Below are 13,381 nucleotides of genomic sequence, written 5' to 3' on the forward strand. Positions count from 1 at the left end.
CCCCTGCCCCGCCCCCTCTACGCCTTCCGCGCGGACGTCCAGCCCTGGCGGCGGAGGCTTTCGAAGCCGTCCAGGAGGAGGTCCAGGGCGAATTCGAACTCGAACTGGTCGTCGCAGCCGCCGCCGACCGTGGAGCCCCCGTCGTGTGCGGCCGTCGCGGCCAGCTCCGCGATGTGCGGGTAGCGCTCCGCCAGCCCGGGGTCCGGCGGGCCGGAGGGGCCCGAGGTGTCGAACAGTTCCTGGCTGAAGCCGAGCAGGCGGCTGCCCATCGCGTGCATGACGTGGTGCGTGAGGTCGGCGGAGAGGCCGCCGTTCCGGAAGCTCCCGGCCATCGAGTCGAGGTACGCCAGCACGGCCGGGGTGGGGCCGGTCCGCGACTCGATGACCCGGGCCGCCCAGGGGTGGCGCAGTAGGACCTGCCGGGCCGAGAGGATCCGGCCGCGGACGACGCGCTGCCAGTCGGGGCCCGCGGCCGGCGGGTCGATCTCGCCGACCACGGCGTCGGCCATGCCGTCGAGCAGTTCATCCTTGTTGGCCACGTGCTTGTAGAGGGCCATCGGTACGACGTCCAGCTCCTGCGCGAGCCTGCGCATGCTGAGGGCGTCGATGCCGGTGGCGTCGGCGAGCGCGACGGCGGCGCGCAGGACGCGGTCCCTGTTCAAGGGGATCCGTTGCGTGTGCGTGGCTTCCTGCCGGGTCATTCCGGTTCGGCCTCTTCCCTCGTCGACTGCCTCTCCTTGACGAGTGTACGTCGTACACCTATGGTTGCTGTCAGGTGTACGGCGTACACCACCAACGAGCGAGGGGTACCGAGAAGATGAGTCCGGACCGGAGAACCGCAGTGGCCACCGGGTCGTTGTTCCTGCTGACCGAGGTCGCCGCCATAGCCGGGGCAGCTTTGTACCGCCCCCTGCTGGGCGCGGCGGACGGCCGACTCGCGCAGGGGGCCGACACGCGGGCGCTGCTCGGGGTGCTCTGCGAGGTGGTGCTGGTGGTGGCGGTGACCGGTACCGGGGCGGCACTGTTCCCCGTCCTGCGGCGCCACGGCGAGGGGCTCGCGCTCGGGTACGCCTTCGGGCGGCTGCTGGAGGCGGCCGTCATCGCCCTCGGGATCGTCGCCGTCCTGGCGCTCGTCACCCTGCGACGGGACGCGGGTGCGGCGGACGGCGCCGACGCCGCGCTGGTGGCCGTGCACGACTGGACGTTCCTGCTCGGGCCCAACATCGCCCTCGGTTTGAACACCGTCCTGCTTGCATACCTGGCGTACCGCGCACGGCTCGTGCCGCGCTTCATCGCCGTGCTCGGGCTGGTCGGCGGGCCGCTGATCTGTGCCTCGGCCGTCGCCGTGATGTTCGGCGCCTACACGCAGCTCTCCGTGGCGGGGGCGGTCGCCGCGCTCCCGGTGTTCGCCTGGGAGCTGGGGCTGGCCGGTTGGCTGATCGTCAGGGGATTCGGGCCCGGCTCAGGTACCGCGTCCCGTGCAGACGGCGAAGTGCCTGTTCCCGCAGGTGCCGGTCGGTGAGGCCGACCCGAGCTTGACGGGTCCCACGACCGCATCACCCTTCTCCTCATCTCAGTTGGGGGCCGAGGCCGTGGCCGCGGGGAGCTGAGCGAGGCGAGGGCCTTGTATTCGGGCAGGCCCCGGGGCCGGGCCGGCGCGCTGCACGTACCGGCGCTCGCTCGACCCGATGACGTCCCCTTCGTCAGCTCGGCGAGGGGAACGACGGCGGTCACGGCACGCCTCCCGTCGGGCCGGGATCTGATCCCTGGCGGGAGGGGGATGAAAAGCGGGCTCACCGGCGGCAGCTACATCGCTGGCCCATCCGTCACGGCCGGTACCGCTACGGATGGGCGCCGAGATCCTCGGCAGACGGCCAGGAACCTTCCCGCAGTCGCTATTGCCCCCCTCTGCCAGGTGAGACCAGGCGTTGACGCGCTGGGGCGGGGGGGGTAGCCCCAACCGGACAGAGTGCTCGCCCCCGGCCGTGGGGGGGCGCTCCGCGCCACGAGCTGGTACGCAGGCGCGCTCGGCCCCGACCACATCCGCCGCAAATGGGCCACCCCGGCTCTGCGCAACGCCGTCACCAGCTGACGCCCGTGGGCAAGCACCAGGTCAGCCCGCCTGCGCGTCCCCGTCCTCACATGCGCTGTTCACGAGCGTCTCGGGCGGACTGGCGATCGCCTCCTGCCAGTGCTGCCGCTCCCCCACAATGCCCCGGTAGGCGGGGCTCAACGACGGCCACGGCCTTTGACTGCGTCGCGACTACCTCGTCGCGGCCGAGATCGGGGCCGCACACCGCGTGCGTGGTCCCGGTTTCCTGGTCGGCGGTGAACCAGGCCTGGCTCGACGCCGTCCGCCAGGACCACCTCCCCAGCCTCCACCCACTCGCCGCGGGCATCGACCCGCGACCGCGACGCCGTGATCGCCGGTCTGCCCCCCGCCCTGGAACCACGCGCAACGCAGGCTTGCCGACGCTGTAGCCTCGGCCCGTGATCAGCAGCGGCAGCGGCAGCCGGACGACGGAGAACCCTCCTCCCGAGCCACCTCACTTTCAGGAGGTCTTGGACGGGACAGACTGGGCGTCGCTCGCCACTCCGTCCGGGACCGGCGAATCCCTGCCGGCCGCGCTTACACGTCTCCTCGAGCCCAACCCGTCCATCAGGGCGGCCGCCGCCAGGGACGCGCTCGACGCAGTGAGCCACCAGAACACCATCTACGAAGCCACCGTGCCCGTAGCTCTTTACGTGGCGGCCATCCTGAACCATCCGATCACCGCAGCAGGCGAACACTCCCACGAGGCCGACCTCCAACTGCGCCACCCCACCCGCGAGACGCTACTGGAGTGGCTCGGCTGCACCGCCTACGACGCCGATGACGAGCGCGTCGCCATGGGCGAATGCCATTTCGGTGAAGGCTTTCTCGACGCATGCCCTGACATGGGGGCCTTCCGGGACCTGCGCCCGGTGATCTACTCCGCCGTTCAGCCGTTCCTCACCGACGACAATGCGAAGGTGCGCGACGCGGCCCTCGTCGCCGCCATCCCCCTCGCAGAGCACCACGCCCTCACCGAGCACCGGAACGAGCTGGCTGACCACGCCCGCCGCCTGCTCAGCACCAGCACAGACCGATACAAGCGCGACCGCGCACTGGACGCGCTGAACGCCTGGGGCCACGACACCAGCACCCTGGAAAACGCGAACGACATTGCCGCCCGTGAGTATCACGCCCGCATGGCCGATCACGATCTGTGGTGGGCGAGCAACGGGACAGGAGGCTCCGCCGAAGACCCGCCGTTCTGACACAGAGACGCGCAGTTCCCTACCCATGAGCCGTCACGCAACGTATGCGCATCACGGAAAGGGAAAGCGTGCCAGAACCACAACTCGCCGATACGGCCACACAGTTGTACCGCGCTGGTACGCCGTGGATGGACCTGACCGAGCAGTTCGGTTCACGGAAGGGCGCGCAGCGACGCTGAGGGCCGTAGTCGGCGGTGGAGGTTGACTGCCGGCGCCCCCGCGAGGTCAGGAAGTGCGCTTCAGGGTCCAGGTGTTGGGGTTGAAGCTGGGGACAGCGGAGTAGCGGCAGCCGCTCGAGTAGTAGGTGTTGGTGATGGTCCAGCCGGCAGGCGGCCAAGTGGATGCGCAGGCGTTGACCTGGGTGCCGACCGGGTAGCCTCTGAGGTCCTTGATCTGCTTCGTGTTGGGCGTGAAGCCGGAGCCGCAACCGCCGCTGTTCCACCACTGGGCGTCCACCCAGCCGTCCGGGGTGAGCGTGCTGGAGCAGAGGGTGAGCGTGTCGCCGGGAGCCGCCGATGCGGGGCTCGCGGTGAACGCGAGGGCGGTAACGGCCATGGTGGACAGAGCGGCAGCGAAACGGGCGCGGATCACGAGACGTTCCTTTCTCAGCGCGCTGGGATCGCCGCCGACCATCGGCAGGCCGGACCAGGCGCCGGGTCATTACTATCCGATGGGTGCAGGCTGCAGACAGTCACCTTTTGGGCATAACCGGGCAGCGGTTTAGCGCCTCTGCCTACGCGAGATCAACGCCCGTCACGGTAGTGGGCGCGCCCGCTCTACGGGGCCTGGAAGCGGCGGCCAGCCGATCGACCGCAGGGACGGCACCCGGGCACCTTGACCGGGGCACCGCTGCGGCGGGTAGGGCTGCCCCCTACGGCTGCTGGTGCGCGGGCTGTGAGGCGTACGGCTGTCCACCGTACGGAATTCGGGGGCTGTTGGGGCGCCCGTGAGGGCCGGGAGGTGCAGGGGCGGCGTGCTCATGCCGGACGCGCTGTCAGCCCCGCGCGCCGCAGCCGGCAAGGGGTGCCTCGGGCATTGCTCCTCGACCGCCGCACCCGCGGGCGCTCGCCGTCACCGTCTCGCCGTACTTCTCAGGTCGCATCACCCACGGCCGGAAATCATCATCCGGGCCCACCGGTCGCAGGAGAGGACGCCGCCATGATGTCCCTCATGGCACAAGAACTCGCAACGCTCGCCCAGCAGACCGCGGACCGGCTGGCCGAGCAGCACGTCGGCGTGGTGGTGGCCGCGGTGGCGGATGACGTCGTGGAGATCCGGGGTGCCGGAAGCAGCGGCGCAGACCACACGCACGTCCCCGGCCCCGGCACTCTGTTCGAAATCGGCTCGGTGACCAAGTCGTTCACCGCCTTGGCCCTGACGCGCCTGGCATCCGCCGGCACGGTGGGCCTGGACGAGCCGCTCGGCGATCTGCTGCCCGCCGGGACGGCCGTTCCGTCACGGGACGGCCGGCCGATCTCCCTGCAGCATCTGGCCGCCCACACCTCCGGCCTGCCGCGCCTGCCGAAAGGCATGCTGCTCCAGGCTCTGCTGCGCCCGTCGAAGCCGGATCCGTACGCCGGCTGCACGGCCGACGCCCTGCTGTCCGGGCTGGCCGGGACCCGTCTGGGAGCCACTCCGGGGAAACGATTCCGCTACTCCAACCTCGGAGCCGGGCTGCTGGGGCTGGCCCTCGCCCGCCGGGCGGGGACGGATTACGAGACCCTCGTCGCCCAGGAGATCTGCGCCCCGTTGGGCATGACCGACACCGTCGTGACGGTGGACTCCACCCGCTCGGAACAGTTCGCGCAGGGGCACGTGCGCCGCGGGCGGCCCGCCGCGCCGTGGCACCTCGCCGACCTGGTGGGAGCGGGCGGCTTGCGGTCGACCGCGACCGACCTGGTGGCCTTCGTACGGGCACACCTGGACGGCGGTCCCGCAGGACTCGACGAGGCGATCCGCCTGAGCCGTGCGTTCGAGCACCGCAGGAACTCCTTCACCTGGGTGCACCTCGGCTGGATGGCCCACCGCCTGCACCCCCGGCAGGGCGGCCACCTCCAGATCTGGCACAACGGCGGAACAGGGGGCTTCTCCTCCTTCGTGGGGTTCGACCCGGAGAAACGGCTCGCCGTCATCGCCCTCGGCAACACCCGGCGGCCGGTGGACGGCCCTGCGTTCGATCTCCTGCGCACCCTGCAGTCAGAGCGTGTAGTCAAGCCCAACTGACCGCGGCTCGCGGCCGGTTCGGCCGAGGGAATCGATGTCTTGCCACCTGCGCGCTGATGGCGTTTCCCGCCACGAGACGCGGGGCTCGAACGCCACCCGGGTCCCTCCCTCCTGGCGAGGGGTCCGGCTGGTAGTCCTTGCGAGAACCTCGGGCCGCGCGGCGGACGGCAGCCTGGGCGGGTGCGAGCCGCCCCGCCCCGGTCCACCCGTACCGGGACGGCTCTGCCGCTCTTCCCGCCCCTAGGACGCGGCAGGAGCAGTGGGAAGCAGTTCGTCGGCCTCCGGCTCCTGCGGTGGTTCGCTGAGCTGATCGCGCAGATAGTTCCAGACGACGGCGATGAGTGCGGCCGCCGGCACGGCCAGCAGGCTGCCCACGACACCGGCCAGGCTGCCGCCCAGCGTGACCGCCAGCAGGACCACCGCCGCGTGGAGACCGAGACTGCGGCTCTGGATCATGGGCTGGAACACGTTCCCTTCGAGCTGCTGCACCGCGACGATGATGGCCAGCACGATCAGCGCGTCCGTCAGGCCGTTCGACACCAGCGCGATGAGAACCGCCACCAGGCCGGCGAACAGGGCTCCCACGATCGGCACGAACGCAGAGACGAAGGTCAGAACTGCCAGCGGCAGCACGAGAGGTACACCTACGATCCACAGCCCCAGGCCGATGAACACGGCGTCGAGGAAGCCTACGAAGGCCTGGGACCGGACGAACGAGCCCAGGGTCTGCCAGCTGCGCGCGGCCACGACCGGGACGTCGGTGGCGAGCCGGCCGGGGAGTTGGCGGGTGAGCCACGGCAGGAAGCGGGGGCCGTCCTTGAGGAAGAAGAACATCAGGAAGAGCGCCAGGACGGCGGTGACCAGGCCGTTGAAGACGGTGCTCACCCCCGTGACGACGGTGGAGACCGCGCTGCCGACGCTGTTCTGGAGGCGGTCCATCGCGGCGTCGGAGGCGCCGGTGATCTGGTCGTCGCCGATGTTCAGCGGCGGCCCGGCCGCCCACTCGCGCAGCCGTTTGATGCCCTCGGCCACCCCGTCGACCAGGTCACCCGACTGGGAGGCCACGGGCACGGCGATCAGCGCCACGATGCCCCCGGCCACCAGGAGGAACAGCACGGTCACCGTGGAGGCGGCCAGGGCGGGCCGCCACCCCCGCCGGCGCAGGAATGCGGCCAGGGGCCAGGTCAGGGTGGTGAGGAACAGGGCGACTATGAGCGGCCAGACGACCGACCACATCCGGCTCAGCACCCACAGGGACGCAGCCGCCGCGACCAGGACCACCAGCGACTCGGCGGAGACCCGTGCCGACGTACGGAGTGCGGCAGCGGCCTTTGCGGAGCTCAGGATGACAGACATGGGGTCACCCTATTCACACTCCGTTCCCACCGGGGCAGGGGCCGGTGGCCGGATCAGGAGCAGCTCATGACGACGTCTCCGGCCAGCCTCTGCAACTTCCAGCCTCGCAACTTCCCGAGTCGTGGCTGTGTACGCGAGAACGGGAGTCGTTCGGTTTTTGATCTTCGATCACGTCTCGGCCGGGTCCGGACCCCGCATGGCGCCCGTCAGCGGGGCCAGTGCACGCCATCCCATCGTCTCGTACAGGGCTCGGCCTTCCGGCGTCGCGCCCAGCACACCTGCCGTGGCGCCCTGCTCTGCGGCGGCGGCGGTGAGCCTGCACATCACCAGGCGTCCCAGGCCGCGGCGCTGGTGAGCCGGGTCGGTCTCCACCTGGTCGACGACGGCGCTGGCGCCGGTGACGGCGATCTGGCCGCGCGCGGCGAAAACGCCCTCGGCGGTGCGCACCAGGGCGCGGGTGACGCCGCCTCGAGTCCAGGTGTTCAGCCGGTAACCGGCGGGTGTTTCGGTCAGGGCTCGGGCGTGGGTCTTGGGTAGCGAGGCGGACATCAGGTAGCCGGTTCCGCCGGCGAGGTGCCAGCCAGGAGCAAGCCAGGGTTCAAGGGCTTCCGGTGGGACGAGCGCCTTCAACCAGACGCCGGGCGCGGTGGCGTGCTCGGTGACCTTGCGGACGGTCGCTTCGTCTGCGGAGTGCAGGACGTGGCGCATCACGTGTCCGGGGAGGCCGACGTCGATGGTGAAACCCCAGGTGCGGGGCACGGGTTGGGCTGCGCCGCGCGAAACGGTCCAACCATGGACCCATGCTCGTGCAGCCTCGGCCGTGTGCGCGAAAGGCAAGGTTCCCCCCGAGTAGGTACGAGTAGGTAATAGACGCACTCGCGGGATGATTATTACATCAGGAGATCGTGCCGGCCCTGCCTCGCCGCCCCGCCTGAGTGGTGGCCAACCGGGCGTCCCTGTACGTCGGCGCCTCGTCGCCCCCTGCCAACGGCCCGAAGACCGTACCGCCGGGCTCGGGCGCAGGGGAGCGTTCCACGGCGGGAAGGACGCACTCACCACGGCCTGAAGGGTCGTCCTCGAAGAGCTCGGCGCCGTCGGCGAACCCGGCACGCGATCATTTGTCAGACAGGTCCTGGTGGGCGGGTGCCCAGAAGGCGGTCAGGTGACCGTCCTGACCATCCCCCAGGTCCAGGCCATCCCACCCGCCCGGAAGGTCCACCACCACGACGCCGGACGTCGGGAGATCCTCGCTCAGCCGTTCCAGCAGGTCCGGCGGGCCGGTCCCGCACAGCGACGTGGCCAGCTCGTGGATGCCCGTATTGTGGCCGACCAGCATCACGTGGCTCAGCCCCGCTCCCTGCTCCGCAAGTACGGCGGCCAACGTGTCCCGAGCCGCGTTGTAGAGCCTCTCGTCGTACACGACGGGCGGCACGTCCGGCAGGGCGGGGGCGATCAGCTCCCATGTCTCCCGCGTCCTTCGGGCCGGTGAACACAGCACCAGATGGAGCTCGAAGCCCGACTCTGCAAGCCAACGTCCCGCCTCCGGCGCGTCAGCTCGTCCGCGGTCGCTCAGGGAGCGTTCGAAATCCTCGGCCACGTGCTTCGGCACGGCCTTCGCGTGGCGGACCAGCAGCAGTCGGCACCCGGCCGCCGAGTCGGAGGACGAGGCCGTCACATGTGGCGCGGGACCGGAGGACATGATCATCTCCTTCGTCGCGGGATGGGTGCACGACCACTTGCCTGCCCTCCTGTGGCCGCGTCAGGGACCGGTGGACCGGTGACCCGCCGTCCCGGAGGACGTTGCACGGATCCGACTGTGCCGCCCCGTCGGTACCGCTCAGATTCAGATGTTCAGCATGATGGCGTAGGCAAGGAAGAAGAGGGCGACGGCCAGGGCCAGCAGGCAGATCACCAGGAGGGGGCCTTTGCCCCAGCCGCGCGTAAGGGGGCGGTACGGACCCGCGCCGGAGCCGGTGCTCGACTCGCCGGGTGGAGTCTCGCCCGGCGGTACGCCGCCGCCGTACGGCCGGGGCGTGCTCCGCGGGTCTGGATCTGGAGCATGTGCGGACATGACTGCCTCCTCGCCACGAAGGCCGGGCCCGCCCTTCCGGCAGGTCGGCCGGGGCTGTCCGGCGCCTACCCGCTGCCTGGCGGCCCACTCCTCGGAACCGTCCGGTCAGCCCCGGACCCGAGGCGGCCCGAGGCCCACCACCTACGGACAGGGTTCCACCAGGAGGGGCGGCTCCAGCGGGTTGCGGATCACGGTCCCCTCGGCCGCAGGTTCGGGCGGTCCGGCCGCCGAGTGCCGGTGCTGCCACCCGGTGGCCGTTTCGACAACGGGGGGCTCGGGCGCGGAGCCGCACCCTCAGCCTCGACCACCCGCATGAGGCTCCTACCTCGATTCCGGTGACCGGCGAGCCGTCCCGCGTACCACTCGGGCCCCGCGAAGCACCCTTGGCGCCGAGGCCGTGCATGGCGGACGCGCCTATGGCGTCGGCACGCTCCTCTGCCGGAAGTCCCAGTGCCACCGTGCCTCGTGGATCCAGCCGCAAGCGTGAACGCCGGGTACGAACACATCCAGGAGAGCGCCGAGCGGGGCCAGGGCTCCCCGGCCCCGCCGGTGCGTGGGCTCCCCCGGTGAGGGTAGGCGCCGCGCATGAACACTTTGCGTCCGTTGGCCGTCGTCACCGGCGCGTCCAGCGGGATCGGTTTCGAGCTGGCGAGGGAGGCCGCGGTCCACGGCCACGACCTGATCATCTCCGCCGAGGAGCACGCGATCCAGGATGCGGCCGCCCGTCTGGAGGTTCACGGGGTGGAGGTCCGGGCGGTGCAGACGGACCTGGCCACGTACGCGGGCGCCGAGACCCTCGTCCGGCAGGTACGGGCTCTGCGACGACCCATGCGCACCGTGGTGCTCAACGCCGGAATCGGCCACGGCGGCGCCTTCCTGGACGCTGACCTCGCCGACCTGACCCGTGTGATCGATCTCAACATCACCTCGACGGTCCATCTGTGCCGGCGGCTGCTGGAGGACCTGGTGGCGCAGGGCGAAGGGCGGCTCCTCATCACGTCCTCGGTCGCGGCGGAGATCCCTGGTCCGTACCACGCGGTGTACAACGCCTCCGAGGCGTTCCTGCGCTCCTTCGGGTGGGCGCTGCGCACCGAGCTCCGCGGTTCGGGTGTCACGGTCACCGTGCTGATGCCCGGTCCCACGGACACCCGGTTCTTCGTACGGTCGGGCCTGCTCAGCACGCGGCTCGGCCGTTCGCGCAAGGACGATCCCGCCCTCGTGGCACGACAGGCGTACGAGGCCTTGGTCTCCGGCCGCGCCCAGGTGGTCGCGGGCTCGCTGCACACCCGAGCCCAGGAGCTGGCGACGCACGCCCTCCCCGACCGTGCGAAGGCGACCCTTCATCGCCGGCTGGCCGAACCGGGCGGTAGCAGGAGCCATCTCTGAGGAATGAGAAATCAGGCGGTGGCCGCCGCAACGCCGCGCCGAGCGGGCGGGGCAGGGCCGGGCACCGGGCCTGGTCCCCCGGTCAGGGCGGCGCCACCAGGAAGTCCGCGATGCGTTCGCCCCAGGTACGGACGTCAGCGCGGGTCTCCGAAACGTGCAGCGCCGCCCCGGGCAGCAGGTCGGCCAGCGTACGCGCGGTGGACAGGGGGTGACCGGCATCGTCCACCCAGGCCAGGATCAGAGTCGGCAGGCGCAGACCTGCGATCTCCGCGGGCGACGGCAGATCGGACCGGGCGAGGCCGCGCAGGACGGCCGGCAGGACCGCCTCCGCGGGCGTCGGCGGAAACTGGGGGACATCGGACACCACCGCGGGCGGCTGCCGCCGCCTGCCGGCGAGCCAGGCGTCCAGCCCTTCGCGCGTGACCCTCTCGGCAGCGCTCCTGTTGGCCCGGGCGTACGCCTCCCGGGTCGTCCATGCCGTCGGAGGGATGAGCATGACCAGCCGGGAGAACCTCTCGGGCTCCCGGACCGCCGCGTGCAGCACGCTGCCGCATCCCATCGAGGCGCCCATGGCATCGACGGCCCGGCCGGCGCCGAGATGGTCGAGCAGGGCCAGCAGGTCGTCGGCGAGGGAGGCGTAGGTGTACTCGGAGGGCGACGGCCCGCCCGTGGACCTTCCGTGCGCCCGCGCGTCGTAGCGGACCAGTCGTCGCCCCGCACGCAGGACGGGCGCCCAGTCGAAGAGGCCCATCCGGTCCTCGACGGCCTGGCTGACGAAGCCACCGTGGGCGTACACGGTCAGTGGCCCTTCACCGGCGTCGTCGAAGACCAGGCGGGCGCCGCGATGGACGAAGTGCCCTTCCTTGACGATGTGCGGTCGCTCTGGCGTCATGGCGGTCGTTCTTCCAGGAGCCCTCAGTCGATCGTACGACCGGCCTCGATCGTACGACCGGCCTGCCCCGAGGACGGCGCCCCGCCCGTCACTCGCGCCCGTACCCGTACCCGCGCTGGCACCTGCACCCGCCCGTCCGACGTCCGCGTCGGGGCGCCGCGATGCTCGGAAGCGGGCGGTTCTGCCGCACTCCGGTTCAGGGCCGCCGGCCGGGGAAGGCGCGCAACGACCGAGTCGAACGCTGCGCGCGAGCCGGCGAGGCATCCGCTGGGCCTGCTCCGACGCGGCAGCGGCGGTCCACAGGGGTGACCGACACACGGACGAAGGGAGTGAGCGCCATGCGCATCGCGTTTCTGACCGCCCCGGAGGGTGTGGAGGAGGTCGAGCTCACCGTGCCCTGGAAGGCCGTCGAGACGGCCGGCTGGATCCCGCAGCTCGTATCGACCGAGCCCGGACGGGTGCAGGCGTTCAATCACCTCGACAAGGCGAACACCTACCCCGTCGACCACCTGCTGGCCGGCGACACCTCGGACGCCTTCGACGCGCTCGTGCTGCCGGGCGGCGTCGCCAACCCGGACGCCCTGCGCATGAACGAACGGGCCGTCGGCTTCGTCCGGAGCTTCTTCGACACGGGCAAGCCGGTCGCGGCGATCTGCCACGCGCCCTGGACCCTGGTCGAAGCCGACGTCGTACGCGGCAGGACGCTGACGTCGTGGCCCAGCCTGGCGACCGACATCCGCAACGCGGGAGGCACCTGGGTCGATGAGGAAGTACAGGTGTGCCGCGCGGCACCGGCGACGCTCATCACCAGCCGCAAGCCCGACGACCTCGACGTCTTCTGCACCACGCTCGTGAAGGAGTTCACCCTCGCGGCGCAGGCGTGACGGCACGGTGCCCGCCCTGGAGCACGTGACAGCACTGCCCGCCCTGGAGCGGGGTCGCGGTGTCGCCGGCCTCGCCAGGGATCTCGTCCCTGCGGGCGCCTCGGCCAGCTCCCGCGGGCACTTTCGCCCCAGGGCTCTCCCCCGTTCACGGTTCGGCGGCCGCCGCGCAGTGCACTGCGCGGCGGCCGCCTCGTTCCTCCACCCGGCGCGCGGCCCTACGGGACGGCGGGTCCGGGCTCCGGGCTCCGGGCTCCGGGCTCCGGGCTCCGGGCTCCGGGTCAGACCTGGCCTCGCCATTGTCCGGTGGCCGAGCCGCGGTCTTCGATGAAGTGCTTGAAGCGCTTCAGGTCGCCCTTGACCTGCCGGTCGACGAAGCCGAGCTTGTCACCGATGTTCTCCGCCATCCCCTCGGGGTCGAAGTCCATCATCAGGGTGATCTGCGTGTGGGTGGGGTCGATGGGCTTGAAGGTCACAAGGCCGGACTGCTCGCGCTCGCCTCCGACGGTCACCCACGCCACCTTGGTATCCGGGATCTGCTCCGTGATCTCCGCATCGAACTCCCGCTCGACGCCAGAGATCTTCGTCACCCAGTGCGTGAGCGTGTCCGTGCGCTGCTCGATCCGCTCCACCCCGTCCATGAACTCCGGGAACGACTCGAACTGCGTCCACTGGTCATACGCCGTACGGACCGGGACGTCGACCTCGATGGATTCCTTGACCTGCGACATGACTGTCTCCTTGGGTCTGGCTGGGGCAGCGGGAAGGCAGCCGGTCTCGGACCTGGCCGGCTTCCCGCGAGAGCACCGCATCCGTGCCCTCTTGGCGCGCGCCTGCCCCGGCAACCAGGTGGGGACACCCCGAACGAGCCCACTTCCCGGACCAGGCAGCCCCCAGCAGTCGCGCCTCGGCGAAACCGTTGGAGGGGCACAGGCCGGTCCCCCTTGCGCGAGTGAGATGCCGAGGGCGGGGCAGGCGGAAGGGAAGAAGGGCAGGCAGCTCCCGCTGTCGTCCCATGCTTGTCCCTGAGTCGCGTGCAAGGAGACCGTCATGCACAGTGCCCCTTCGGAGCCTGAACTTCCGGATCCCGTGCCGGAGAAGCGCAACGCGGTCACCCCTGACCTTCCGCCCGCCACCGGACCGAAGAACGGCCCGAGGAGGGACGACCGGACGAGCCACACGCCCGCGATCGAACCCCGCAGTTAGACAAAGAACTCACCGGGGGTGAGATCCATGCCGGTGGTCGCAAGCTTCATCTGGAATGGCCGGCCC

General features: G+C 71.0%; 13 protein-coding genes. 5 read left to right on the forward strand and 8 right to left on the reverse strand.

Going from position 1 to position 13,381, the window contains the following annotated elements:
* Positions 1-17: 17 nt before the first annotated feature.
* On the reverse strand, positions 18-701 hold the full coding sequence (locus PV721_RS33620; RefSeq protein WP_319731053.1) for a TetR/AcrR family transcriptional regulator C-terminal domain-containing protein: 684 nt from the start codon (positions 699-701) through the stop codon (positions 18-20).
* A 140-nt stretch (positions 702-841) separates the two neighbouring features.
* Here PV721_RS33620 and PV721_RS33625 point away from each other — a divergent pair, with 140 nt between their 5' ends.
* Both PV721_RS33625 and PV721_RS33630 read left to right on the forward strand, forming a co-directional pair.
* Entirely contained in the window at positions 842-1,522 is a 681-nt protein-coding gene (locus PV721_RS33625; protein WP_319731055.1) for a DUF4386 domain-containing protein, read from the forward strand.
* A gap of 968 nt (positions 1,523-2,490) precedes the next feature.
* Positions 2,491-3,300 carry a hypothetical protein gene (locus PV721_RS33630; protein ID WP_319731057.1) on the forward strand — a complete coding sequence of 270 codons (810 nt, stop codon included), beginning with the start codon at positions 2,491-2,493 and terminating at the stop codon, positions 3,298-3,300.
* A gap of 225 nt (positions 3,301-3,525) precedes the next feature.
* Here the strand turns inward: PV721_RS33630 and PV721_RS33635 are convergent, their stop codons facing one another.
* Entirely contained in the window at positions 3,526-3,891 is a 366-nt protein-coding gene (locus tag PV721_RS33635; RefSeq protein ID WP_319731059.1) for a hypothetical protein, read from the reverse strand.
* Positions 3,892-4,470: 579 nt separating this feature from the next.
* Here PV721_RS33635 and PV721_RS33640 point away from each other — a divergent pair.
* Positions 4,471-5,523: a serine hydrolase domain-containing protein gene (locus tag PV721_RS33640; protein WP_319731061.1), complete on the forward strand. Its 1,053-nt coding sequence runs from the start codon at positions 4,471-4,473 to the stop codon at positions 5,521-5,523.
* Positions 5,524-5,763: 240 nt separating this feature from the next.
* Here PV721_RS33640 and PV721_RS33645 read toward each other — a convergent pair whose 3' ends face one another.
* The 4 genes from PV721_RS33645 to PV721_RS33660 all read right to left on the reverse strand — a co-directional run bounded on the left by PV721_RS33645 (position 5,764) and on the right by PV721_RS33660 (position 8,950).
* Positions 5,764-6,879, reverse strand: a complete 1,116-nt coding sequence (locus PV721_RS33645; protein WP_319731063.1) for an AI-2E family transporter — start codon at positions 6,877-6,879, stop codon at positions 5,764-5,766.
* 168 nt (positions 6,880-7,047) lie between these two features.
* Positions 7,048-7,638, reverse strand: a complete 591-nt coding sequence (locus PV721_RS33650) for a GNAT family N-acetyltransferase (RefSeq protein WP_319731065.1) — start codon at positions 7,636-7,638, stop codon at positions 7,048-7,050.
* A 355-nt stretch (positions 7,639-7,993) separates the two neighbouring features.
* On the reverse strand, positions 7,994-8,578 hold the full coding sequence (locus tag PV721_RS33655; RefSeq protein WP_319731067.1) for a histidine phosphatase family protein: 585 nt from the start codon (positions 8,576-8,578) through the stop codon (positions 7,994-7,996).
* A 144-nt stretch (positions 8,579-8,722) separates the two neighbouring features.
* On the reverse strand, positions 8,723-8,950 hold the full coding sequence (locus tag PV721_RS33660) for a DUF6480 family protein (protein ID WP_319731069.1): 228 nt from the start codon (positions 8,948-8,950) through the stop codon (positions 8,723-8,725).
* Positions 8,951-9,535: 585 nt separating this feature from the next.
* Between PV721_RS33660 and PV721_RS33665 the strand changes: the two genes are divergently transcribed.
* Complete coding sequence (locus PV721_RS33665) at positions 9,536-10,336, forward strand: SDR family NAD(P)-dependent oxidoreductase (RefSeq protein ID WP_319731071.1); 801 nt, start codon at positions 9,536-9,538, stop codon at positions 10,334-10,336.
* A gap of 82 nt (positions 10,337-10,418) precedes the next feature.
* Here PV721_RS33665 and PV721_RS33670 read toward each other — a convergent pair whose 3' ends face one another.
* Positions 10,419-11,228 (reverse strand): alpha/beta fold hydrolase, encoded by an 810-nt coding sequence (locus PV721_RS33670; protein WP_319731073.1) that lies wholly within the window; start codon positions 11,226-11,228, stop codon positions 10,419-10,421.
* A gap of 338 nt (positions 11,229-11,566) precedes the next feature.
* Between PV721_RS33670 and PV721_RS33675 the strand changes: the two genes are divergently transcribed.
* A complete protein-coding gene (locus tag PV721_RS33675) occupies positions 11,567-12,112 on the forward strand; it encodes a type 1 glutamine amidotransferase domain-containing protein (protein ID WP_319731074.1) in 546 nt (181 codons plus the stop codon).
* Between the two features lie 278 nt (positions 12,113-12,390).
* Here the strand turns inward: PV721_RS33675 and PV721_RS33680 are convergent, their stop codons facing one another.
* Positions 12,391-12,840, reverse strand: coding sequence for an SRPBCC family protein (locus PV721_RS33680; protein ID WP_319731077.1), 450 nt, complete (start codon positions 12,838-12,840; stop codon positions 12,391-12,393).
* Between the last annotated feature and the right edge of the window lie 541 nt (positions 12,841-13,381).

The organism is Streptomyces sp. MB09-01 (assembly GCF_033794505.1).
Taxonomy (GTDB): domain Bacteria; phylum Actinomycetota; class Actinomycetes; order Streptomycetales; family Streptomycetaceae; genus Streptomyces.